This is a genomic window from Acinetobacter albensis (assembly GCF_900095025.1).
GTDB classification, from domain to species: domain Bacteria; phylum Pseudomonadota; class Gammaproteobacteria; order Pseudomonadales; family Moraxellaceae; genus Acinetobacter; species Acinetobacter albensis.
The window spans coordinates 239,863-264,346 of the sequence record NZ_FMBK01000001.1 but is presented as its reverse complement, the minus strand read 5'-3'; the positions used below and the strand labels follow the sequence as shown (position 1 = coordinate 264,346).

At 41.4% G+C, this 24,484-nt stretch carries 20 protein-coding genes and 1 pseudogene; 15 read left to right on the top strand and 6 right to left on the bottom strand.

The annotated features are described in order from the left end of the window. Positions 1–62 precede the first annotated feature (62 nt). Both GA0116959_RS01180 and GA0116959_RS01175 read right to left on the bottom strand, forming a co-directional pair. Positions 63–1,283 carry a type II toxin-antitoxin system HipA family toxin gene (locus GA0116959_RS01180; RefSeq protein ID WP_092717446.1) on the bottom strand — a complete coding sequence of 407 codons (1,221 nt, stop codon included), beginning with the start codon at positions 1,281–1,283 and terminating at the stop codon, positions 63–65. After that, positions 1,280–1,540: a helix-turn-helix domain-containing protein gene (locus tag GA0116959_RS01175; RefSeq protein ID WP_092717443.1), complete on the bottom strand. Its 261-nt coding sequence runs from the start codon at positions 1,538–1,540 to the stop codon at positions 1,280–1,282. Before GA0116959_RS01175 ends, GA0116959_RS01180 begins: the two co-directional genes overlap by 4 nt. A gap of 231 nt (positions 1,541–1,771) precedes the next feature. Here GA0116959_RS01175 and GA0116959_RS14155 point away from each other — a divergent pair. Then, positions 1,772–1,906: pseudogene (locus GA0116959_RS14155) on the top strand (transposase); the annotation flags it as partial. A 346-nt stretch (positions 1,907–2,252) separates the two neighbouring features. Here the strand turns inward: GA0116959_RS14155 and GA0116959_RS01170 are convergent. From GA0116959_RS01170 to GA0116959_RS01160, 3 genes are all read right to left on the bottom strand, one after another. Beyond that, the gene (locus tag GA0116959_RS01170; protein WP_053578578.1) at positions 2,253–3,536 is read right to left on the bottom strand and encodes a ribonucleotide-diphosphate reductase subunit beta; all 1,284 of its coding nucleotides are present in this window, start codon (positions 3,534–3,536) and stop codon (positions 2,253–2,255) included. Positions 3,537–3,677: 141 nt separating this feature from the next. Further along, complete coding sequence (locus GA0116959_RS01165) at positions 3,678–3,806, bottom strand: preprotein translocase subunit YajC (RefSeq protein ID WP_092717440.1); 129 nt, start codon at positions 3,804–3,806, stop codon at positions 3,678–3,680. A gap of 163 nt (positions 3,807–3,969) precedes the next feature. Then, positions 3,970–6,801, bottom strand: a complete 2,832-nt coding sequence (locus GA0116959_RS01160) for a ribonucleoside-diphosphate reductase subunit alpha (RefSeq protein ID WP_092717437.1) — start codon at positions 6,799–6,801, stop codon at positions 3,970–3,972. Positions 6,802–7,389: 588 nt separating this feature from the next. On the opposite strand from GA0116959_RS01160, the gene bfmR reads away from it, so the two are divergent. Beyond that, the gene (gene bfmR / locus GA0116959_RS01155) at positions 7,390–8,106 is read left to right on the top strand and encodes a response regulator transcription factor BfmR (protein WP_005104084.1); all 717 of its coding nucleotides are present in this window, start codon (positions 7,390–7,392) and stop codon (positions 8,104–8,106) included. Between the two features lie 29 nt (positions 8,107–8,135). Then, positions 8,136–9,791 carry a sensor histidine kinase BfmS gene (gene bfmS, locus GA0116959_RS01150; protein WP_092717434.1) on the top strand — a complete coding sequence of 552 codons (1,656 nt, stop codon included), beginning with the start codon at positions 8,136–8,138 and terminating at the stop codon, positions 9,789–9,791. A gap of 97 nt (positions 9,792–9,888) precedes the next feature. Here bfmS and GA0116959_RS01145 read toward each other — a convergent pair whose 3' ends face one another. Next, positions 9,889–10,245 (bottom strand): hypothetical protein, encoded by a 357-nt coding sequence (locus tag GA0116959_RS01145; protein WP_053578575.1) that lies wholly within the window; start codon positions 10,243–10,245, stop codon positions 9,889–9,891. Between the two features lie 672 nt (positions 10,246–10,917). Between GA0116959_RS01145 and ndhC the strand changes: the two genes are divergently transcribed. From ndhC to nuoM, 12 genes are all read left to right on the top strand, one after another. Then, complete coding sequence (gene ndhC, locus GA0116959_RS01140) at positions 10,918–11,466, top strand: NADH-quinone oxidoreductase subunit A (protein ID WP_092717431.1); 549 nt, start codon at positions 10,918–10,920, stop codon at positions 11,464–11,466. Positions 11,467–11,472: 6 nt separating this feature from the next. Then, positions 11,473–12,150: a NuoB/complex I 20 kDa subunit family protein gene (locus GA0116959_RS01135; protein ID WP_053578573.1), complete on the top strand. Its 678-nt coding sequence runs from the start codon at positions 11,473–11,475 to the stop codon at positions 12,148–12,150. A gap of 87 nt (positions 12,151–12,237) precedes the next feature. Then, entirely contained in the window at positions 12,238–14,025 is a 1,788-nt protein-coding gene (gene nuoC, locus GA0116959_RS01130) for an NADH-quinone oxidoreductase subunit C/D (protein ID WP_092717429.1), read from the top strand. Positions 14,026–14,038: 13 nt separating this feature from the next. After that, positions 14,039–14,548 carry an NADH-quinone oxidoreductase subunit NuoE gene (gene nuoE / locus GA0116959_RS01125; RefSeq protein WP_053578571.1) on the top strand — a complete coding sequence of 170 codons (510 nt, stop codon included), beginning with the start codon at positions 14,039–14,041 and terminating at the stop codon, positions 14,546–14,548. Then, positions 14,545–15,876 (top strand): NADH-quinone oxidoreductase subunit NuoF, encoded by a 1,332-nt coding sequence (gene nuoF / locus GA0116959_RS01120; RefSeq protein WP_092717426.1) that lies wholly within the window; start codon positions 14,545–14,547, stop codon positions 15,874–15,876. The genes nuoE and nuoF overlap by 4 nt, the downstream gene beginning before the upstream one ends. Before the next feature lie 11 nt (positions 15,877–15,887). Continuing rightward, positions 15,888–18,572 (top strand): NADH-quinone oxidoreductase subunit NuoG, encoded by a 2,685-nt coding sequence (gene nuoG, locus GA0116959_RS01115; RefSeq protein ID WP_092717423.1) that lies wholly within the window; start codon positions 15,888–15,890, stop codon positions 18,570–18,572. Between the two features lie 3 nt (positions 18,573–18,575). After that, entirely contained in the window at positions 18,576–19,592 is a 1,017-nt protein-coding gene (gene nuoH, locus GA0116959_RS01110) for an NADH-quinone oxidoreductase subunit NuoH (RefSeq protein WP_053578568.1), read from the top strand. 18 nt (positions 19,593–19,610) lie between these two features. Further along, positions 19,611–20,153, top strand: a complete 543-nt coding sequence (nuoI, locus tag GA0116959_RS01105; RefSeq protein WP_053578567.1) for an NADH-quinone oxidoreductase subunit NuoI — start codon at positions 19,611–19,613, stop codon at positions 20,151–20,153. After that, positions 20,153–20,671: an NADH-quinone oxidoreductase subunit J gene (nuoJ, locus tag GA0116959_RS01100; protein WP_171256841.1), complete on the top strand. Its 519-nt coding sequence runs from the start codon at positions 20,153–20,155 to the stop codon at positions 20,669–20,671. The genes nuoI and nuoJ overlap by 1 nt, the downstream gene beginning before the upstream one ends. Continuing rightward, positions 20,671–20,979 (top strand): NADH-quinone oxidoreductase subunit NuoK, encoded by a 309-nt coding sequence (gene nuoK, locus GA0116959_RS01095; RefSeq protein ID WP_067726428.1) that lies wholly within the window; start codon positions 20,671–20,673, stop codon positions 20,977–20,979. The genes nuoJ and nuoK overlap by 1 nt, the downstream gene beginning before the upstream one ends. Beyond that, complete coding sequence (gene nuoL / locus GA0116959_RS01090; protein ID WP_092717416.1) at positions 20,976–22,871, top strand: NADH-quinone oxidoreductase subunit L; 1,896 nt, start codon at positions 20,976–20,978, stop codon at positions 22,869–22,871. Before nuoK ends, nuoL begins: the two co-directional genes overlap by 4 nt. A 7-nt stretch (positions 22,872–22,878) precedes the next feature. Continuing rightward, positions 22,879–24,483, top strand: coding sequence for an NADH-quinone oxidoreductase subunit M (gene nuoM / locus GA0116959_RS01085; RefSeq protein WP_171256840.1), 1,605 nt, complete (start codon positions 22,879–22,881; stop codon positions 24,481–24,483). Position 24,484 lies beyond the last annotated feature (1 nt).

The window sequence follows — 24,484 nt, the reverse complement described above, 5'->3', positions numbered from 1 at the left end:
TTTTCACCTTATAACCTGTATAAATACCTATGAATTATAGATATTATTTTACCAATCAATTTCTACTTTTTATCATGTCGATAATTTCGGGTACTAGGCTTTGATGTCATAATATTTGAAATTGAACGTTCTATAGATATCCGTAATCCATCGAATAATTGAACCTCATTTGAGATGCGAAGATAATCCAATATATTTTCGCTCAAGGATTCTATAATTGCTTTTGGATTTCTAATTCTAAATTGGCTACTTTCAGCTAATTTGATGAGATGTGTAAGATCTGGGAATGTTTTGCTACCAGCAAGTTTCAGTGCCATTTTATTATCAATTGATTCATAGATCAGGGTATGAGTAATATCAAAGGGTGGTGACACAAAAATGCTCTTCATATCTGGGGAATATTGTAGCGCAAAGTTTTTAAGATGCGCATCGCCATTACCAATTAAGCAGTTGAATACAATGTATTTATACATTTTTTCGACTTCAGCTATTCTACAGGTATATAGATAAGTTGCTTTCAACAGTGTTTCATAGCTACTCGTATATTTGGCACTTGGATCATTTGATTTTTTCATCAGTGTTGTAAAGTCTTCATAGCCTAGTTTGGTCCCATCGTTGGACTTATCAAACCGTTCTATGACATAAGTTTCTAAATTTTCGGACAAGTACGTTTTGGGTGGCTCAAATCCACAATGCTGTGCAGTCTGCATACAGACAAACTCATTGACTGTGAGTAATGGAAATTCAGAATCAAAGGACTTTACGATCAAATCCCTTTGTTGAACTGTTCTATCAGTTTGAACAGTAGTCGCATTCGGAATACTTACTTTGGGTTGCATCCCAGCCAATGAAGTTCTGAGATAGTATTTCTCTAAGAGCTGTGGGAATAGGGGTTCTTTACTACGATAAGATAGAATTTCACTTAAGCTCAAAGATTCAGCTTCGGGCAAATTTATCTCACTTTTGTATGAGAGCATTCCGATGCCTTGATTACCTTGCATTGCCAATAAGTACATGTCATTAACTTTGGCATATCTGGCAAGCTTTTCAGCAATAAATCTGCGATTAAAGCCTTCTAGTAAGTTCTGAGCAAAGATTGGATGTAATGCACTAGAAGAATAACCATCCATGCCTCGTTGAGTCATGGTGAGTGATACATGCTGTTTTTCTTGTGTGGGTTGATAATGGTGAGCTGAACCATAGATTAAGACACCTAATTCAGTTTGACGAGCACACACCGTGATATTGGTGATTTTGGCTGGAAGAGTAGTTTGTGCATTCATTCGTCATCCTCAGCAAACATATCTTCAATCTCATCCCAATGGGGCAGGGAATGTTGCTTTGGAGATACATCAAACTGTAAACAAACTGCATCAAGCACACGTTCAAATATGTCAAAAGAACCCGTAAAGCGTCCATTCTCTATCTCAGAGATAGTGGTTTTATTGACTCGAATCAATGCGGATAATTTTTGTTGTGTATAACCCATAGATTTTCGCTCTATTCGAACTTTTTTACCAATTTCAACTCTACTCGTCATAGTAATTTTACCATAATATATTAGCTATATAGCTAATATATTATATTTGACATATGGAGTTATCCATATAGCTAATATGAAATAATGGTAATTCAAATTTTAGATTGAAAAGGGCTTTGTTGCACAAACCTAATCTTAAAGGAATCTTTAGCAATATAATTACCAAATGAAGAAGCCCACACCTAAAATCTACCGTATAACTAATTGGTACACATATAATTGAGCCCTCATCAAATACGAGCTGTTCAGCTCACAACGAATAATGTGAATGATTCGAAAGTCCTTGGGGATTTACTTGATTAAATCCCGTTGAATGAGCAGATTGATTCAGTCTATACAGATGGGGCTTATGATACAAAACAATGCGTCGTCTTATGAGCAGTTTTGTGCCGCACGACGGAAATTTGTAACAATTTCTAAATATGTGTCAAAAATCTCACATCAACTATAATTCCGCGGGAAATCTCCTGAAAAATTATTTTCTTTTATAAAGAATAAAAAATAGAGCCTCATGGCTCTATTTTTTAGGGAAATTTTAATTTCCACTTTTCGCTGTAATTCAGCGTTTAACTATGACACCTGTCATGTCGTTCTATGACAGGTGTTTTGTCGTTTATGACAACTGATGTGTCGTTCAGCGTAGGCTTTTTTATAAGGAAATTTCATTTGTCGCTAAGGAAAACTTATATGTCGCCTTACGCGAAAAAATAATTTACCAGCTTAAAGCTCCGCCAGTTTGATAGTCTGTAACGCGCGTCTCAAAAAAATTCTTTTCTTTGCGTAAATCCATCATTTCTGACATCCACTGGAATGGATTATTTGCGCCCGCAAATTGTTCAGGCAAGCCCAATTGTGCTAGGCGACGGTTCGCAATGAATTTTAAATATTCTTCCATCATCGCAGCATTCATACCCAATACACCGCGTGGCATCGTGTCACGTGCATATTCAATTTCAAGCATGGTTCCTTCAAGAATCATTTGAATAATTTCTTCTTGGAATTCTGCAGTCCAAAGATTTGGGTTTTCATTCTTGATTTGGTTAATCATGTCGATACCAAAATTCAAGTGCATGGATTCATCACGTAAAATGTATTGGAATTGCTCTGCAACACCATTCATTTTATTACGACGCCCCATTGACAGGATTTGGCTAAAGCCACAGTAGAAGAAGATACCTTCTAATACACAATAGAATGCAATCAAATTACGAAGCAAAATTTGGTCGTTTTCAGGCGTTCCTGTTTGGAATGTAGGATCACTTAAAGACTGGGTATACTTTAAGCCCCACGCTGCTTTACGCGCAACTGATGGAACTTCACGGTACATATTGAAGACTTCACCTTCATCCATGCCTAAAGATTCAATACAGTATTGATAGGCATGGGTGTGAATGGCTTCTTCAAAAGCTTGACGCAAAATATACTGACGGCATTCAGGATTGGTAATATGACGGTAAATAGCCAAAACCAAATTATTTGCAACCAAAGAATCTGCTGTGGAGAAGAATCCTAGTGAGCGCATAACAATGGTGCGCTCGTCTGGAGTTAGACCGTTTTCAGATTTCCAAAGCGCGATGTCGTGGTTCATGTTGACTTCTTGCGGCATCCAGTGGTTTGCACAACCATCTAGATATTTCTGCCAAGCCCATTCATATTTGAAGGGTACAAGCTGGTTCAAATCAGCACGACAGTTGATCATCGCTTTATCATCAACCTGCACACGTTGTGCACCCATTTCAAGCTCTTCTAAGCCTGGTGCAACGTCTAGCGTTTCTAAGGCAGCAGATGCTCTTGCCAGCGAATCGGTTGAATGTTTTGTTCCACCTTGACTGGTTCGAGGGGGTTGTGTAGTTGCCACATCCGACGATGTGTTGAGTGCATCAGATACCATCTGCGTATTAAGCGCTTTTTGCGTGTCGATGGGCGCAGACTTGTGTTCAGGTGCAGCCGGTTTTTGCGAATCATCTTCGAAATCGTCCCAACTTAGGATAGACATATTAATTCTCTCTTTGTTGCTTATATCCGTTTTCTGACATCTTACAAAGGAGGATGTCTTACTATACGCTCATTATGTGTAAGCAAAATTAAGTTTTGCCAATGAAAGCACTAAAGCTATTCGATAGGGCAGAAATCCACACTACTTATTTTGCTTACGTTGTTGTTTACGAATGGCTAAAAAGGCGTAGACCATTGGTACATAAAAGACAATAAAGGCCAAGATCAGCACTGCGAGTCCTAACATGTAGTTATGAGTCATATGTTGCATGATCTTTTCCTTTGATTTTATAAAAATGAAAAATCTATGGGTTGAACAAAAGCCTCAATTAAGAGGCTAAAGTTCTTTTGATAGCATTAGAATTTAAGTATTCCAACTAGAACTATCATAGAGATTACGAACATAATCACTAAACTCATAGATATATTTTCCATTATTGACAAGCCTCACAATCTGGATTGTCAATTGAGCATGCCAATGGTACTGGCGCTGCTTGCGCGAAATCTTCATCAGCAGTTTCAGTTTTCGCTTCAACTACAGGGACAGCCACCGCAACAGGTGCAGATGTCACAGCACTGTTTTTAACGGCATTCAAAGCACCCGTATTAATGGTTGATTTTTCAGCAGATGTTGCACCCAATGCACGAAGGTAGTAAGTCGTCTTAAGACCACGTAACCATGCCATTTTGTAAGTCATGTCGAGTTTCTTACCATTTGCACCAGAGATGTAAAGGTTGAGAGACTGAGCTTGATCGATCCATTTTTGACGACGTGATGCCGCATCCACAATCCAACGTGGCTCAACTTCGAAGGCGGTTGCAAAGATTGCTTTTAATTCATCTGGAATACGAGAAATCTTTTGAACAGAACCTTCAAAATGTTTCAAGTCATTCACCATCACAGAATCCCAAAGACCGCGATCTTTTAACGCACGTACAAGGTACGGGTTGATCACTGTGAATTCACCAGAAAGGTTTGATTTCACATACAAGTTTTGGAAGGTTGGTTCGATAGACTGGGATACACCACAAATGTTCGAAATGGTTGCCGTTGGTGCAATTGCCATCACGTTTGAGTTACGCATACCGTCTTTTTGAACTTTGGCGCGTAAAGTATCCCAATCCAAACGTGTGGTGCGGTCTACTTCAAACATACGATCTGGACGAGATTTCGCCACGATTTCTAAAGAGTCGATTGGGAGAATACCTTGATCCCAAAGTGAACCTTTAAAAGTCTCATAAGTGCCACGTTCAACAGCCAAGTCGCTAGATGTTGAAATTGCGTAGTAAGAAATCACTTCCATTGATTCATCTGCAAACTCAACCGCCGCATCAGAACCATACGCAAGATTCATTTCATACAATGCATCTTGGAAGCCCATGATACCCATACCGACTGGACGATGCTTCATGTTTGAAGTGCGCGCTTGTGGAACAGCGTAGTAGTTGATATCAATCACGTTGTCGAGCATACGAACCGCAGTTTTTACTGTGCGTGCAAGCTTTTCACGATCGAGTACGCCACCTTTAACGTGTTGTACTAAATTGATTGAACCTAAATTACATACCGCGATTTCATCTTTATTTGTGTTTAAGGTAATTTCAGTACACAAGTTTGATGAATGCACTACACCTACGTGTTGCTGTGGTGAGCGTAAGTTACATACATCTTTGAATGTGATCCACGGGTGACCTGTTTCAAACAACATCGACAACATTTTGCGCCATAAATCTTTCGCACGAATGACTTTGTGTAGCATGTTGTTTTCTTTCGCAATGCCTTCGTAGTAAGCATAACGTTCAGCAAATTCTGCACCCATCAAATCATGTAGATCTGGTGTTTCAGATGGTGTGAACAATGTCCATTCGCCATCTTCGAAAACACGTTGCATGAACAAATCTGGAACCCAGTTCGCTGTGTTCATGTCATGGGTACGACGACGGTCATCACCAGTGTTTTTACGAAGCTCTAGGAATTCTTCAATGTCCAAGTGCCAAGTTTCAAGGTATGCACAGACTGCACCTTTACGTTTGCCACCTTGGTTCACTGCAACAGCAGTATCGTTCGCAACTTTCAAGAATGGAACAACACCCTGAGATTTACCGTTTGTGCCTTTGATGTAAGAGTTCAGCGCACGAACAGGTGTCCAGTCGTTACCTAAACCGCCTGCCCATTTAGACAACATGGCGTTATCACGCATTGCGCCATAGATGTCATACAAGTCATCATCAATCGTGGTTAAGTAGCAGCTCGATAACTGAGGGCGTAAAGTCCCTGAGTTAAATAACGTCGGGGTAGAAGCCATATAGTCAAAGCTTGACAACAAGTTATAGAACTCAATTGCACGATCTTCACGGTTTTCTTCGTTCAGGGTAAGACCCATCGAAACACGCATGTAGAACAATTGCGGTAATTCGAAACGTACACCATCTGAATGGATGAAGTAACGATCGAATAACGTTTGTAAACCTAAATAGGTAAATTGGTTTGAGCGTTCAGGTTTGATCGCTGCAGCCAATTTTGCAAGGTCAAAATTAAGCAGTTCTGGAGATAAAAGGTCAAGCTCGATTCCTTTCTTCAAGAAGGTTTCTAAAGCGTCACCCTCAGGGGTATCTGTCGCTAAACCTAAGAACTCAAGACCCGTTGCAACCAAGTTGTCACGCAGTAAACGTGCAGTCACATACGTGTAGTTAGGTTCTTGTTCGATACGAGTACGAGTTGCCATCATCATGGTGGTTGAGATGTCAGACTCTTTTACACCGTTATATAAGTTTTTAACGGTTTCATCGATGATGGCCTGAACATCAATGCCTTCTAAACCTTCAGCAGCTTTTTCTATATGTGCTTGTAAGGTGCCAAGATCAAGCGGTTGAAGCTGACCATTCGCAGCAGTGATTTGCAAAGTAGGGTGATGATGTGCACCAGTTTGCTTGCGTGCTTCAGCACGTTGGTCGCGATAAATTACGTATGAACGCGCAACTTTTTGTTCACCAGTACGCATAAGCGCAAGTTCAACTTGGTCTTGAATTTCTTCAATATGAATTGTGCCGCCTGACGGTAAACGACGATTAAATGTATTCATGACCATTTCAGTCAATTGTTCTATACGGTCATGAATACGGCTTGAATCAGTACTTTGTTGACCTTCTACGGCTAAAAAAGCTTTACCGATCGCCACAGAAATTTTTTCTGCATCAAAAGCCGCAACATCGCCGGTGCGTTTAATCACCTGAAGTTGTCCAGGAATTGAAGTGATTACGCTCATGTTGGCATAGCTCCATTGTCATCTATTGTTATCTGTGTGAACCGTTTGAACTGGACAATATTTTGTCTCAATATTTGAGGGGAAAACACAAGAAGTAGTGGTTTAAAATCGAATTAGACACAAGATACGGTAAAATTGAGGGTAGATCAATATTGACATTTTAGTAAAAATTTTTCTCATATTGAGGCATATAGTTTTGAAAAAAAATCTCTATTTTTATGTTTCTTGTATAAGCCTTATTAGACAAGGGCATAGCATAACAAAGCTGTGATTAAGTGCTTATAGATAACCTTGTGGATAACTAAAAAGACATCAATTAATCACTCATAATCTGAGCAAAAGATTGATGTGTATAGAAAAAGATCATTTTGTAACAAAATATATCAAAAATAGCGAGTTAGGAGAGTGAGATCAAGAAAAGCTCAATCAATTCAATGCATAATAAAAATATAACAAAAAACTACTTTGATGTAGCAGTTTCGTGAATGGTATCTTGTTTACATTGTAAACGTGTGTATATTGCTGAATATATTAAAACGTATCTGTTGGATTTTTAAGGATACCTAAATCCATATTAAGGGGCATTTTATGAGCCAAGAAGAAAAGTTACCTAAAATTTTAATCGTTGAAGACGATGAGCGCCTTGCGCGTTTGACTCAAGAATACCTTATCCGTAATGGATTGGAAGTAGGTGTAGAACCTGATGGTAACCGTGCGATTCGTCGTATCATTGCTGAGCAGCCAGATATGGTTGTGCTTGATGTCATGTTGCCAGGTGCAGATGGTTTAACCATTTGTCGTGAAGTTCGTCCCCACTATCACCAACCTATTTTGATGTTGACTGCACGTACAGAAGATATGGATCAGGTATTGGGCCTAGAAATGGGTGCTGATGATTATGTTGCAAAACCTGTTCAGCCTCGTGTGCTTTTAGCGCGTATTCGAGCATTGTTGCGTCGTACAGATAAAGTGCCTGAAGATGAAGTGGCGCAACGTATCGAGTTTGATGATCTGGTTATTGATAACGGTGGTCGTTCAGTAACATTAAATGGTGAATTGGTTGATTTCACCAGTGCTGAATATGATCTCTTGTGGTTGTTGGCTTCTAATGCCGGTCGTATTTTATCGCGCGAAGATATTTTTGAGCGTTTACGTGGGATCGAATACGATGGTCAAGACCGTTCAATTGATGTGCGTATTTCACGTATTCGTCCAAAAATTGGCGATGATCCTGAAAATCCGAAGCGTATTAAAACCGTACGTAGTAAAGGTTATTTATTTGTTAAAGAAACCAACGGTCTTTAATCGTTCCGCTTATTTGATAGGACACGCTCTTGTTTAAACACAGTATATTTTTGCGTATTTATGCAGGATTGGTAATTTTAGTCGCCTTGGTTGCTTTATTTGCTTACTTATTGGTACAAATTATTAATTATCAGCGTGCGCAAGAATATCGTGAATCGTTAACCGATGGCGTGTCGTATATCATTAGCGAGGGCATTGCACGGCAGCCGAATGAGCAGCAAAAGCTTGATTGGATTTCAGATGCTGCTGATTTGCTGGAATTGCCGATTTATTATGTAGATGCTGCTAAGGTTGAGTTGTCACGAACCGAACAAAAACGAATTTCTAATCGTAAAGCTGTGGTTCGTTATGATGCTGAGAATTCAGCAGCTTCTATCATTATTGGTTTGCAAAAAGATTCTAAGCATTTGCTCTACATTAAAGTGGATAAAATAGGCGAGCGCCAAATGAAAGCGCTGCCTATTTTTATTTTGGATTATCTGGTGTATTACCCAGGTCAAGAAAAAGAATATTTAGCCAAAATTCAATCAAACTTTTCTTATCCTATCGAAATTGTGAAGGTTCAAAGCCTGCCACTTGATTCTGAACAAGTTGGACGACTTCGTTTGGATCACAGCATCATTTTGTATCGTGACAGTGCATCAGTGCGTGGCACGACTATTTCGATTGTTTCGCCAATTCCGAGTTCCCCATCTGAAGTTTTGGTTTTAGGCCCTGTACCGCTTTTTAACTGGATGCCTTTTCAATTGGCAGCTGGCATTACCTTATTGAGTTTGTTTGTCTTGAGCTTAGGCGTGTATGGTCTTTTGGTGCCAATGCAACGCCGTTTACGTGAAGTTAATTATGCCTTACATCGGATGAAATCTGGTGATATGACGTTGCGTTTGCCTGTCGATGGGACAGATGAAATGGCAAGTTTAGCCACCAACTACAATAGTATGTCAGATCATATTTTACGCCTGATCGAAGCGCAACGAGAGTTGATGAGAGCCGTTTCGCATGAGCTGAGAACGCCTGTGGCACGTATTCGTTTTGGTATGGAGATGTTGGCAGAAGAGGAAGATTACGATTACCGCTTGCAGCAAGTTGACATGATTGATAAAGATATTGAAGCACTCAATACCTTAATTGATGAAATTATGACCTATGCAAAACTAGAGCAAGGGACGCCATCTTTAGATTTTGAAAAAATTATCTTATTTGAAGTGCTTGATCAAGTCGTTGTTGAAACTGAAGCATTGAAAACTCAAAAAGAAATTGTGCTGCATGCACCCTCTATTGATGTGGTGGTGGATGCTGAACGACGTTACTTACATCGTGTCGTACAAAATTTGGTGGGTAATGCAGTGCGCTACTGTGATCATAAAGTGATTGTAAGTGGTGGAATTGATGATGATGGATATGCTTATGTGCAAGTGGAAGATGATGGCGCAGGCATACCAGAAGAAGAGCGTCAAAGAATATTTGAGGCATTTACTCGGCTAGATGATAGTCGGACACGAGCCTCTGGTGGTTATGGTCTGGGTTTATCTATTGTGAGCCGGATTGCTTACTGGTTTGGTGGGGAAATTGACGTTGATCAAAGCCCAACTTTGGGTGGTGCCCGTTTTACGATGTCATGGCCTCTGAAAATTCAAGGATTTAATCAAACAAAAAAGAAATTGAGTGGGTTTGAAAGAGAGTAAAGATTCTTAAGTAGATTAACCCATGAAAATAAATTTTTGATTAACTCAAGAGTTGAGGTAATAAAAAGCACCATCTGATGGTGCTTTTTATTGTCATTTATTCAAAACTGGTTGCTTCTGGTTCAATAATTCGTTTGCCTTGTTTTAAACTTTCTAAAGCATCTGCATTAAAATCGAGAAGGAGTGCATTATTCTGAGCATCAATAGAATAGCGACTAATCAATTTTTGGTCACCGTTTAAAGTTTCTACTTTGTATTCATCAGCAATGTTTAAAATACTATCAAGATTGGTGGTTGCAGATGCAAAGTCTTGACGAAAAAGTTCATAGACATCACGGAGGTCAAAAATCGCATTTTGAGCATCTGGGTGTTTTTCTATATATCCCTCCACATGACGCACTAAAAGTTGTGCGAAGAAAAAATAATTAGGTTTGTGTGTGTATTCTAAGCTCATGTGTTTATTCCTTATTTTTGGTTTTAGGGGTGGTTATAGAAATAGCATAAATATCGCAAAAAATGCAGTAGGAGATGTGTTGAGTTGCAAAAAAAATACATAAAAGCAGTAAAATTTACCTATCGATTGATATTTAAAATCATTCTTTTTAAATGATGAAAAGTAACATTAATTTTAGATATAAGAGAAAGAAAATGTGCTGTTTAAAAGGGCTGCTTTTAATATGAGAATTGAATGATTCGAAAAATGTGGCTTAAAATAGGTTTATTTTCACGAATCATTCATAAATATATTTGAATAACTTGAAACCATTAAAAATTACGACTCATCAAATAGCGAAGAAAAAGTTAAAGTGAATATTTAAATGATGGTATTTTTTAATTGAAAGTCATCTAAGAGATTAAATTTTCGTCTATGTTAGATGGGTTTGAAAAAAGTAATCGTTTTTCTTATTTTTATTTAATAAAACGATGAATTAGGTCTTACAGGCTTTAGGCTTTATAAAAAATCAAATATGACTAAAAAATCATCCAAAAGGCTAAGACTTATAAGCTAGCAAGATACATCATCAATCAGGTACAATTGGCGGGATTAATTTTGTGTTTGGTGTATTTGAAGGCCAATACATGCATTCTTTGTTAATAAATTAGGCCTGCCAGGAGTTATCCCCGCATGAGTGCCATTACTCCATACGAATGGGCAATTATTGCCTTCGTGATCGGCGTTACATTTCTTTGTGTTTTTATGCTCACTGTTCCTTTACTCCTTGGGGGTAAATCATGGGGCCGTGCAAAGCAAGAACAGTTTGAGTCAGGTGTGGTAGGTGCTGGTGGCGCACGTATCCGCTTGTCTGCTAAGTTCTATTTGGTTGCAATTTTCTTTGTCGTTTTCGATTTAGAAGCACTTTATCTATATGCATGGGCAACGTCTGTTCGTGAAGTGGGTTGGGTGGGTTTTGCAACAGCCGCTGTATTTATTTTAGTTTTACTCGTTGGCTTGATTTATGAACTTTCAACTGGTGCTCTAAATTGGGCACCTTCAGACCGTCGTAAAGCAGCAGGGATTAAACCTAAACTAGGCTCAGCGAATATGGATATTGCAGAGATTACTCGTTTTAACTCTATTGAAGAGTTGGTGATCGACCCTACTGGTCAGATACCTGCTCAATCTTCTGGTCGTGTGAAAGCAAAAACACCGGCTACATCATCTATTAAGGAGTAACTCGGGATGAAATATACATTAACCCGTGCGAATCCGAATGCTGATCAATATCCACTTCAAGAGCGTCAAATCGTAACCGATCCGCTTGAAGAAGAAGTGAATAAAAATGTATTCATGACTCGTTTAGAGGACGTGGTACATACAGCTGTAAACTGGGGCCGTAAAAATTCGGTATGGCCTTTTAACTTTGGTACATCATGCTGTTATGTGGAATATGCAACGACCTTAACGGGTGTGCACGACATGTCACGTTTTGGTGCTGAGGTTATTCGTGCGTCGCCACGTCAGGCCGATTTAATGATTGTCGCAGGGACTTGCTTTGTCAAAATGGCTCCTGTTATTCAGCGTTTATACGAGCAAATGTTAGAGCCTAAATGGGTGATCTCAATGGGTGCTTGTGCAAACTCTGGTGGTATGTATGACATTTATTCTGTGGTACAGGGTGTAGATAAAATCATTCCTGTTGATGTTTACATTCCAGGTTGTCCTCCACGTCCTGAGGCATTATTGCAAGCATTAATGTTACTCCAAGACCAAATTCAACTTGAGCGCCGACCACTTTCAGCGGTCATTGGTGATGATCTTCAGCCCGTATATAAGCCAAAGATGCAGCCTGAACGTGACCGTAAAAATGCTGAACGTATTGCCGTGAAAAATTTACGCTCTATGGATGAAATTAAATAATTTTAACGATGAAATATTGATGCACCCGATTAGGGTGTAATTGTCGTTAAGGTTGACTGAATTTGTATTAAATAGGAAGCCAAGCCAATGGCTGAAACTGACATTGCTATGCCAGAGTCAACGCCTGTTGATTCACGCCCTGCATTTGCAATTGTAGAAGAACTCAAAACCAAATTTGGTGAGAACTTCTATGTGCAAGCGACTTTTGAAGACTTTCCGACAGTCTGGGTTGAGCGCGCACGTGTACAAGACGTTTTAATGTTCTTGCGGAAAGTCGCACGTCCATACGTGATGTTGTTTGACTTGTCTGCAGTAGATGAGCGTTTACGTACTCACCGTGACGGTTTACCTGCATCAGACTTTACTGTGTTTTATCACCTGTTATCGCTTGAGCGTAATAGTGATATTCGTATTAAAGTTGCGTTGAATGAGAGTGATCTTAATATTCAAACAACAACCAATATTTGGCCAAATGCCAATTGGTACGAACGTGAAGCTTACGATATGTTCGGGATCAATTTTGATGGGCATCCAATGCTCCGTCGTATTTTGTTGCCAACATATTGGGAAGGTCACCCGCTACGTAAAGAATATTCTGCCCGTGCCACTGAATATACACCGTATATGCAGAATCAAGCGAAGCAAGATTTCGAGCAAGAACACCTACGTTTTGTGCCTGAAGATTGGGGACTGTCACGTGGTAATGCTGACGAAGATTTCATGTTCTTGAACTTAGGTCCGAACCATCCATCTGCACACGGTGCATTCCGTATCATTTTGCAGTTAGATGGCGAAGAAGTGAAAGACTGTGTGCCTGATATCGGTTATCACCATCGTGGTGTGGAAAAGATGGCTGAACGTCAAACGTGGCATTCATTCATTCCTTATACCGACCGTGTAGACTACTTGGGTGGTTGTGCGCAAAACATGCCTTATGTCATGGGTGTGGAGCAGATGGCGGGAATTACTGTGCCTGATCGCGCGCAGTGTATCCGTGTGATGATGTCTGAGTTATTCCGTATCAATAACCATTTATTATTTATTGGTACTGCGATTCAAGATGCGGGTGGTATGACCCCTGTATTCTATATGTTTGCCGACCGTCAAAAAATCTATGATGCAATCGAAGCGATTACTGGCTACCGTATGCATCCTGCGTGGTTCCGTATTGGCGGTACTGCACACGATCTTCCAAACAACTGGCAGCATCTCATTCGCGAAATCCTAGATTGGATGCCGAAGCGTATGAATGAATACTATACAGCTGCATTGAAAAACTCGGTGTTTGTTGGTCGTACCCGTAATGTGGCTCAGTACGATGCAAAATCTGCATTGGCTTGGGGTGTCACAGGTACAGGTTTACGTGCAACAGGCATTGATTTCGATGTTCGTAAATATCGTCCTTATAGTGGTTATGAAAATTACGAGTTTGAAGTACCTTTAGAGTATGAGGGCGATGCTTATGCTCGTGTGATGGTACATTTCAATGAAATTAATGAATCACTAAAGATTGTTAAGCAGTGTTTGGATAACATGCCTTCTGGTGCGTATAAAGCAGATCATCCTTTAGCTGTTCCACCGCCGAAAGACAAGACATTACAAGATATTGAAACTTTGATTACGCACTTCTTAAGCGTGTCATGGGGTCCTGTTATGCCTGCGGGTGAAGCATCTGTTATGGCGGAAGTGGTGAAAGGTGCGTCGAACTACTATTTGACTTCAGATAAGTCAACGATGAGTTATCGAACTCGTATTCGTACGCCAACCTTCACGCATTTACAGCAAATGCCTTCTGTGATTAATGGCAGCTTAATGTCTGACTTAATCATTTATTTGGCGACCATTGACGTGGTTATGGCTGACGTGGATCGCTAGGGGGAAACGCATTATGATGATTTTGACTGATAAAAAGCCACGTGTGAATGTTGAAGGAATTTTGACTTCGGAAGAAATTCATGAAATTGAACATCACATGGGGCACTATCCGTACCCACGTGCAGCATCACTTGATGCGCTCAAAGGTGTACAACGCCGTAATGGTTGGGTAGATGATGCGCAAATGAATGCTATTGCGCAATTACTCACGATTAGTGTGGCAGATTTAGAAGGTGTTGCGACTTTCTATAATCGTATTTATCGTCAACCTGTAGGCCGTCATGTCATTTTACTTTGTGACTCAATTGCCTGCTTTTTGATGGGTGCAGAAACCTTAGCCGAAGCATTCCAACGTGAATTGGGTGTTCAGTTTGGTCAAACCACTGCGGACGGTCGTTTTACTTTGCTACCGATTTGCTGTTTGGGCAACTGTGACAAAGGTCCAACCTTAATGATTGATGAAGATACTCACGGCTTAGTTGAAGTGACTTCAGTTAAACAGTTATTGGAGAAGTATGTATGAATACTGAACCAAAACCAATTTATGGCGACGGTAATCCGGAAACTCATCCACTCACTTGGCGCTTGAGCAAACAAGAACATGTGCGTAGTGCTGATGATTACGAAGCTCTAGAAGGTTATGCGGGTTTTAAAAAGGCGATTGAGCTAAAACCCACTGAAGTACTTGATGTCATTAAAGCTGCCACAGTAAAAGGTCGTGGTGGTGCAGGTTTCCCCGCTGGGATTAAATGGTCATTGATGGCACCCAATGATGGTGGCCCTCGTTACTTGATCTGTAATGCCGATGAAATGGAACCGGGCACATTCAAAGACCGTTTGTTGATGGAAAAACTTCCACATCAATTGATCGAAGGTATGTTGATTGCAGCATATACCTTGGAAGCGACTCAAGGTTATATCTTCATCCGTGGTGAATACATTGAAGCGGCTGGTTACTTAAATGAGGCTTTAGAGCAAATTCGTGCCAAAGGCTACTTGGGTGAAAATATCCTCGGTACTGGCTGGAACTTTGAAATGCACGTGCACACTGGTGCGGGGCGTTATATTTGTGGTGAAGAAACTGCATTGATTAACTCGCTTGAAGGTCGTCGTGCAAATCCACGGACTAAACCACCATTCCCACAAGTTGCGGGTGCTTGGGGACGTCCGACGATTGTCAATAATGTCGAAACCTTTAATAACTTGCCTGCCATTATTTTGCGTGGCCCTGAATGGTATGTCGGTTTGTCTGCGGGCAAGTCTAAAGATCCAGGCACTAAAATTTATGGCGCATCAGGTAAAGTAAAATTTCCAGGTCTTTGGGAACTACCGTTTGGTACGACTGCACGTGAAGTGATTGAAGATCATGCGGGTGGTATGCGTGATGGCTTAACCCTTAAAGCGTGGTTACCAGGGGGCGCATCAACCGACTTTTTGGCGGCCGAACATATTGATTTGCCGATGGATGCTGAAAGTATCATGAAAGCAGGTTCACGTTTAGGCACATGTTTGCTGATGGTGGTTGATGAAACTCAATGCATGGTGTCTGCAACACGTAACTTAGAAGAGTTCTTTGCACGTGAATCATGCGGTTTCTGTACACCTTGCCGTGATGGCTTACCTTGGGCTGTAAAAGCACTCAAAGCACTTGAAACGGGTGAGGGGAAGATGGAAGACATTGAGCATCTCTCTGAACTTACCCGTAAATTGTGGATTGGTAAGACCTTCTGTGCTCACGCACCAGGTGCGATGGAGCCGTTGATGGGCGCACTCAAATATTTCCGTAGCGAGTTTGAAGCAAAAGTGACCAATAGTCCGCTTGCTGCTGCCCGCCACGCTGAACAAGTTTAAGGAATTCGACTATGGCTACAATTCATGTCGATGGCAAATCGTATGAAGTCAATGGCTCAGAGAACTTGCTACAAGCATGCTTATCTTTGGGTATTGATATTCCATACTTTTGTTGGCATCCGTCCTTAGGTTCAGTCGGTTCTTGCCGTCAATGTGCCGTGACTCAATATGCGAACCCAGAAGATACGCGTGGTCGCTTGGTCATGTCATGTATGACACCAGCATCTGACAATACCTTTATTTCGATTGAAGACAAAGAAGCAAAAGATTTTCGTGCATCGATTGTTGAATTTTTAATGACCAATCACCCACACGACTGTCCAGTGTGTGAAGAGGGTGGTCATTGTCATTTACAAGATATGACGGTGATGACACAACACGATCGTCGTCGCTATCGTTTCACTAAACGTACGCACTACAACCAAGAGCTAGGCTCATTCATTTCACATGAAATGAACCGTTGTATTGCATGTTACCGTTGTGTTCGTTACTACAACGACTATGCGGGTGGTACGGACTTTGGTGTGTATGCAAGCGCGTCACGTGTTTACTTTGGTCGTCCTGAGTCCGGTACTTTAGAGTCTGAATTTTCGGGTAACTTGACTGAAGTGTGTCCGACTGGTGTATTTACCGATAAAACGCATTCTGAACGTTACAACCGTAAATGGGACATGCAGTATGCGCCAAGCGTATGCCAAGGTTGTTCTTCAGGTTGTAATATCTCTCCGGGTGAACGTTATGGCGAGCTTCGCCGTGTCGAAAATCGCTTCAATGGTGACGTGAACCAATACTTCCTATGCGACAAAGGTCGTTTCGGTACAGGTTATGTGAACCGTGCAGATCGTCCACGCCAACCTCAATTCCGTGATGGCGTAAATGTGACTACAGTTTCTGTAGATCAAGCATTAGACACAGTGATTGAAAATATCCAAGGTAAAAAAGTCTTAGGTATTGGTTCACCACGTGCAAGTTTAGAGTCAAATTTTGCACTGCGTGAATTGGTGGGCCAAGAAAATTTCTCTACTGGTTTATCTCAAAAAGAGCAAAAATTGGTTGAGTTAGCTGCATCAATTATGCAAACCGAAGGTGTTTATAACCCTGGTATGCGTGAAATTGAAAGCTATGATGCCGTGTTGATTTTGGGTGAAGACCTAACACAAACTGCACCACGTATGGCTTTATCTGTTCGTCAGGCTTCAAAAAACAAAGCCAAAGAAATGGCAGCAGAACGTCGTACGCAAGAGTGGTTGGCTGAACCAGTTCAACGTATTGCACAGGATGAAAAATCTCCGATTTACATTTTGGCTGCAACACAAACCCGTTTAGCCGACGTTGCAACAGGTGAAGTGGTTGCTTCTCCAAATGATATTGCGCGTTTAGGCTTTGCAATTGCTGCTGCAGTTGCGGGTGAGTCTGTGACTGGTTTGGATGACGATGCTAAAGCATTTGCTCAGACTATTGCTGATACCTTAAAAGCAGCAAAAAAACCATTGATCATCTCGGGTACAAGCCTACAAGATCCAGCGATCATGGAGGCGGCAGCGCAAGTTGCTCAAAACTTGGGTTCACATGCAGGCTTGACTTTAACTGTGCCTGAAGTGAATTCGATGGGCTTAGCAATTTTCGGTGGTCAAAGTTTAGAGCAAGCATTTGCCCAAGATTATGATGCGATCATTGTCGTGGAAAATGACCTATATCGTCGTTTACCAACGGCTCAAGTTGATGCAGCATTGGCCAAAGCCAACGATATTATCGTGCTTGATCATTCTGAAACTGCAACTGTTGCGAAAGCATCTATTGTGCTTTCTGCGGCAAGTTTTGCTGAAGGTGATGGTACTGTCGTTTCTCAAGAGGGCCGTGCACAACGTTTCTATCAAGTCTACGACCCAAGCTATTACAAACCAGAATTAGCAATTAAAGAGTCATGGCGTTGGTTACATGCCCTTGAAACTGGTCTTAAAGGTAAAGCGATTTCATGGACATTGTTAGATGACGTGGTTGAAGCTGTTGCCAAGAATGTTCCAGCATTGGAAGGCATTCAAGATGTTGCACCAGATGCAGGTTTCCGTGTACATGGTCTAAAAGTTGCACGTGAGCCACGTCGTTATTCAGGTCGTACCGCAATGCGTGCGCCATTATCTGTCCATGAGCCAAAACAACCGATTGATTTAGATTCTGCATTAACGTTCTCGATGGAAGGTTATGTGGGAGCTGAAACACCAGCGGCATTAGTTCCATTTGCATGGTCTGCAGGTTGGAATTCGCCACAAGCTTGGAATAAATTCCAAGACAAGGTGGGTGGTCATTTAAAAGGTGGTGATTCTGGCGTTCGTTTATTTGATCGTTTAGCAAAACGTGCTGCACGTACTTTCGTTGCACCTACGCCCGTTGTTGCACATGCAGAAAGTTTCCGTTTAGTACCGATGCATCACATTTTTGCTTCAGGTGAATTTACGGTGAAAACAGCAGCAATGGAATCTCGTATTCCAAATGCAATGTTTACTGTCGGTGAGCAAGATGCTGCGCGTTTAAATGTGCAAGATGGCCAAAAAATTACTGTGCAAGCAGGTGAAGCCACTATTAGTCTTCCGGTACAAGTGATTGAATATTTACCCGCAGGTTATATTGGTTATCCAATTGGTTTAGCACCAACAGTATCTTTGGCAGAACCTGTTTCAGTCGCGGTAGGAGTGTAATTCATGGAACAAGAATTAATACGTCAAACACCGCTTTGGGCTGAAAACTGGCCAATTGCTTATTCAGTGATTCAAGCGATTGTCATTTTACTGGTGGTGGTGCTGGTTGCTGCATTGATGTCATTCATCGAGCGTCGTTTACTGGCATTGTGGCAAGACCGTTATGGTCCAAACCGCGTTGGCCCTGGAGGAATGTTCCAGATTGTTGCCGACATGCTGAAAATCATGTTTAAAGAAGATTGGACACCGAAATTTGCGGACAAACTGACGTTCCGTTTAGCACCTGCAGTGGCGATGGCAACTGCAGTGCTATCATTCATGGTGATTCCTGTTAGCCCAACACTCGGTGTTGCGGACATGAGCATTGGCTTATTGTTCTTTATGGCAATGGCGGGTATTGCAGTGTATGCCGTACTGTTTGGTGGTTGGGCATCGAATAACAAATATGCGTTATTAGGTGGTCTACGTTCTGCTGCGCAAACGATTTCTTATGAAGTGTTTTTGGGTATTTCACTGATGGGTGTGGTCGCAATTGCGGGTTCATTCAATATGCGTGAAATTGTTGAAGCACAACGTGATGTTTGGTTCGTTATTCCACAATTCTTAGGTTTCCTCATCTTTATTGTGGCGGGGGTTGCAGTTACGCATCGTCATCCATTTGACCAACCTGAAGCAGAACAAGAGTTAGCTGAAGGCTATCATGTTGAATATGGCGGTATGAAATGGGGGATGTTCTTCGTTGCAGAATATGTCAACGTGGTTCTTATCTCAGCATTGATCGTGACTTTATTCTTTGGTGGCTGGCTTGCGCCGTTCAACTTAGAAATTCCGTTTATTCCACCTGTATTCTGGTTCATTATTAAAACAGCATTCTTTGTAATGATGTTTGTCTTGGCTCGTGGCTCATTAATGCGTCCACGTTATGACCAAGTGATGAACTTTGGTTGGAAAATTTGTTTGCCATTGGCGTTGGTCAACTTGCTAGTGACTGGTGCTGTGATTCTGATGAATCAGGCCTAGGACAGCAGGGAGTACAAAATGTATAAAATTCTAGCTGGATTCGGGTCAATTGTACGTTCATTGTGGATGGTTTTTTCACATGTGACACGTAAACGTGACACCATTTTATATCCAGAAGTGCCAGCTGAACAGATTGTTCCGCCGCGTTTCCGTGGTCGTATTGTTTTAACGCGTGACCCTGACGGCGAAGAGCGTTGTGTGGCCTGTAACCTATGTGCGGTTGCATGTCCAGTGGGCTGTATCTCACTGCAAAAAGCAGAAAAAGAAGATGGTCGCTGGTATCCGGAGTTTTTCCGTATCAATTTCTCGCGTTGTATTTTCTGCGGTATGTGTGAAGAAGCATGTCCAACGACTGCAATTCAGATGACACCTGATTTTGAGTTAGGTGAATATGTTCGTCAAGATTTGGTCTATGAGAAAGAAAACTTACTCATTTCAGGTCCTGGTAAATATCCTGACTATAACTTCTACCGTGTAGCGGGTATGGCTGTTACAGGTAAAGATAAAGGTCAAGCACAACGTGAAAGTGCACCTGTAGATGTACGGAGCTTATTACCATGATGTGGCCATTTTATTTGATGGCACTTGTGGCCATTGTCTCGACGGTTCGTGTTGTTACTAATGCGAATCCTGTACATGCTTTACTGAGTTTAATCGTGTCATTGCTTGCTGTAGCAGGTATGTTCATGATTGTGGGTGCTCCATTTGCGGGTGCATTAGAAATTATTGTCTATGCTGGCGCCATTATGGTGTTGTTCGTATTCGTGGTCATGATGCTGAACTTGGGTCAACATACGGTTGAACAAGAACGTAAGTGGCTCACTTCATCTGCATGGGCCTATCCCGCACTCATGAGTTTTCTCATGGGTTTGGTATTGATCTGGATGTTAAGTTCAGATTACACCACTGCAGGACCTGTCATGGGCACTGAAGTGATTGGACCTAAAGTAGTCGGTCAAGCGCTCTTTACTCACTATTTATTATTGGTTGAAATTGCCGCGATGTTATTGCTTGCAGCTTTGGTTGCAGCATTCCATTTGGGCAAGCGTGAACCAAGTGCAGAAAAGGAAAAAGAATAATGGGCAACATCCCTTTAGAACATGGTTTGATCGTTGCGACCATTCTTTTTGCACTCGGTTTTTACGGTGTAATGGTGCGACGCAATTTACTTTTTATGTTAATGAGCCTTGAAGTGATGATGAACGCAGCTGCACTTGCGTTTGTTTTAGCAGGTAGTGCATGGTTACAACCGGATGGACAAATTATGTTTATCTTGATTTTAACACTTGCGGCTGCTGAGGCATGTATTGGTCTTGCGATCGTCCTTCAGTTCTACCATCGCTTCCATCATTTGGATGTAGATGCTGCTAGTGAGATGCGCGGATGAGTTATTTATATTTAACAGTATTGTTTCCGCTCATTGGTTTTGTCCTATTGGCGGCGGGGCGTAACAAGCTTCCGGAAAATATTGCAGCGATTATTGGTGTAGGTTCAGTCGGTCTTTCAGCATTATTTGCATTAATTGCTGGTCTCGGTTTTGTCGCCAATGGCTCAGTGGCTCAAGTTCAACATCTATGGACTTGGTTCAATGTGGGTGGATTTGCACCCGGTATGAGCTTGCATTTAGATGGTCTATCATTACTGATGATGGGCATGGTCACAGGTGTGGGTTTCCTGATCCACATTTTTGCATCATGGTACATGCGTGGTGAAGAAGATTTTGCGCGTTTCTTCTCTTATTTCAACTTGTTTGTGGCCAGCATGTTGTTGTTGGTCTTGGGCGATAACTTGGCGTTATTGTTCCTCGGTTGGGAAGGCGTAGGTCTATGTTCATACTTGTTGATTGGTTATTACTACGAAAAACCTGAAAATGGTTTTGCAGCCATTAAAGCATTTACAGTAACGCGTGTCGGTGATGTTTTCTTACTCATCGCATTGTTCTTGCTTTATCAACAATTTGATACTTTGCATATTGGAACAATCGTTGCCAATGCACCACAAGTATTAGCCGGTAATCATTCATTGGCAATCTGGACATCTTTAATGTTGTTCTTGGGTGCCGCGGGTAAATCTGCACAAATTCCATTACAAACTTGGCTTGCTGATGCGATGGCTGGTCCAACGCCTGTTTCTGCACTTATTCATGCTGCGACCATGGTCACTGCAGGTATTTACCTGTGCTGCCGTATGTTCTCTGTGTTTGAAATGACCCCTGAAGTGATGATGTTCATCTCGATCACGGGTGCGGTCACATTAATTGTGGCTGGTTTTGCTGCCTTGGTTCAAACAGACATCAAACGTATTTTGGCTTACTCCACCATGAGTCAGCTGGGTTATATGTTTATGGCAGTGGGTGCTGAAGCTTATCAAGCAGGTTTATTCCACATGCTTTCTCACGCATTCTTCAAGGCATTATTATTCTTGTCTTCTGGTGCGGTGATTATGGCTTACCACCACGAACAAAACATCTTTAAAATGGGTGGTTTGTTTAAACATAACAAATTCTTATTTGCTTGCTTTGCCATCGGTGGCGGTGCATTGGCTGCAATCCCATTCATTACTATTGGTTTCTTCTCGAAAGATGCGATTTTAGGTGCAGTTTGGGCGCAAGGTCATATTGCCAACCTTCCTGTATATAACAGTTTGTATTGGGTTGGTGTTGCTGGTGCGTTCTTAACCTCTATTTATACTTTCCGTTTAATCTGGGTAGTATTTTTTGGTAAAGAAAATACACCGTATCATGAGATTAAAGGCGCAACTTATTGGGCACCGTTGGGTATTTTAGCAGTACTTTCAACTGGTTTAGCTTACTTCTTAAAAGCGCCTGTAGAAGCAATTCTTAATTCTGCGAAAATTCCAGCATTTATTATTCCTGAAGCACTTGAAGCAGGGGTACACAGCGCTGAGCATACCGCAGTAGGTATTGCGCTTGCTGGTCTTGTAGTGGGTGTGATTTTATTTGCATTTGCATATGGTGCAGTAAAAACTTTTGCTCAAAGTTCATTGGGTGCAGGTCTTGCAAATATCTGTCGTAATGCATTTGGTTTTGATGCCTTGTATAACATCGTATTTGTGAAGCCATATTTACTGATTACGAAAATTATCGGTCGTGACCCAATTGATGGCTTATGGTTGGTGCTTCCTGCGATTGTGAAAAGTGGTCATAGCTTCACAAGCGCGCGCCAAACAGGTTCATTGCGTGAATACGCATCTAGTATGTCACTTGGTGTCGTAGTATTACTGATGATCTTGATCGTGATTCAGGTCGTGGGGAAATAAGATGGAAATCACAAACAACTGGATTTTACCCGCACTGATTCTTGTACCATTCATTGCAGGTTTTATTTGTTGGTTAGTCGACAAGTTCGATGACAAAATGCCGCGTTATATTGCCTTATTCGGCATGCTTATAACGCTAGGTTTAACGGTTGTCCTTTGGCAATCGGGAACCTATCACTATGAAATAGGCGCTAAAGTTCCGACTTGGTCTGCCGAATTCATGTTGCCTTGGATTCAAACTCTGGGTATTAACATTCACTTGGCAGTGGATGGTTTATCTTTACTGATGGTGGGTTTAACTGCATTACTGGGTGTGATTGCAGTAGGCTGTTCATGGGGCGAGATTCAAAAGAATGTTGGCTTCTTCCATTTGAACCTTTTATGGTCTTTGGGTGGGGTGATCGGTGTATTCCTTGCAATTGATTTGTTCTTGTTCTTCTTCTTCTGGGAGATGATGCTGGTTCCAATCTATTTCTTGATTGCACTTTGGGGCCATAAAGGCGCAGATGGTAAATCTCGTGTTTATGCAGCGACTAAGTTCTTTATTTATACTCAAGTTGCGGGTTTAATCATGCTCATTGGTATTTTGGGCTTGGTGATTTACGGTTACATGATGACAGGGATGATCGGATTCGATTATAACTATCTATTAGGTGTCGCAAATACACTCGATGCGCAATTACCGTCAGTGGCTTATGCCTTAATGCTGTGTATGTTTATCGGTTTTGCTGTAAAACTTCCTGTATTTCCATTACATGGTTGGTTACCCGATGCACATGCTCAAGCACCAACAGCGGGTTCTGTCGACTTAGCAGGTATTTTAATTAAGACTGCTGCATACGGTTTACTTCGTTTTGTGATTCCGTTCTTTCCAGCCGCATCTGCGCAGTTTGCTGACATTGCTATCATTTTAGGCTTAATTGGTGTTTTCTACGGTGCTTGGTGTGCTTTCCAACAAACCGATATGAAACGCTTATTGGCTTACACCTCTATTTCGCATATGGGCTTTGTATTGCTTGCACTTTACGCGGGTAATATTTTAACGTTCCAAGGCTTAATGATTATGATGTTGGCACATGGTTTATCCTCTGCTGCATTGTTCATTATGTGTGGCCAAGTGTATGAGCGTTTACATACACGTGACTTACGAAAAATGGGTGGTATTCGAGGTCAATTCCAATACCTGTCATTCTTCCTCATGTTCTTTGTTGCTGCATTGGTCGGTATTCCGGGCTTAGGTAACTTTATCGGTGAATTCCTGATTTTAATGGGTTCATTCGGTCAGTTCCCAACCTTTACCATTTTGGCTGCAATCAGTTTAGTGATGGCAGGTCTTTATGGCTTAATTCTGATTCATAAAGCTTTATTTGGTACGCCGAATGAAGAGCAGAAACAGCACTATACTCTTCCGCTTAAAGATTTGAATGCGCGTGAAATTACGATCTTATTGATTTGTGCGTTTGGTCTACTGTGGCTCGGGATTTATCCACAAAGCTTCCTTGATATTTCAAACTCAAGTATGGCGTGGTTAGCCAATAGCTATATTCCAGTTCAAGACGTTGTCGATGTGACTCAACAAGTCATATCACAACAAAATGTGGAGATCCAATAAG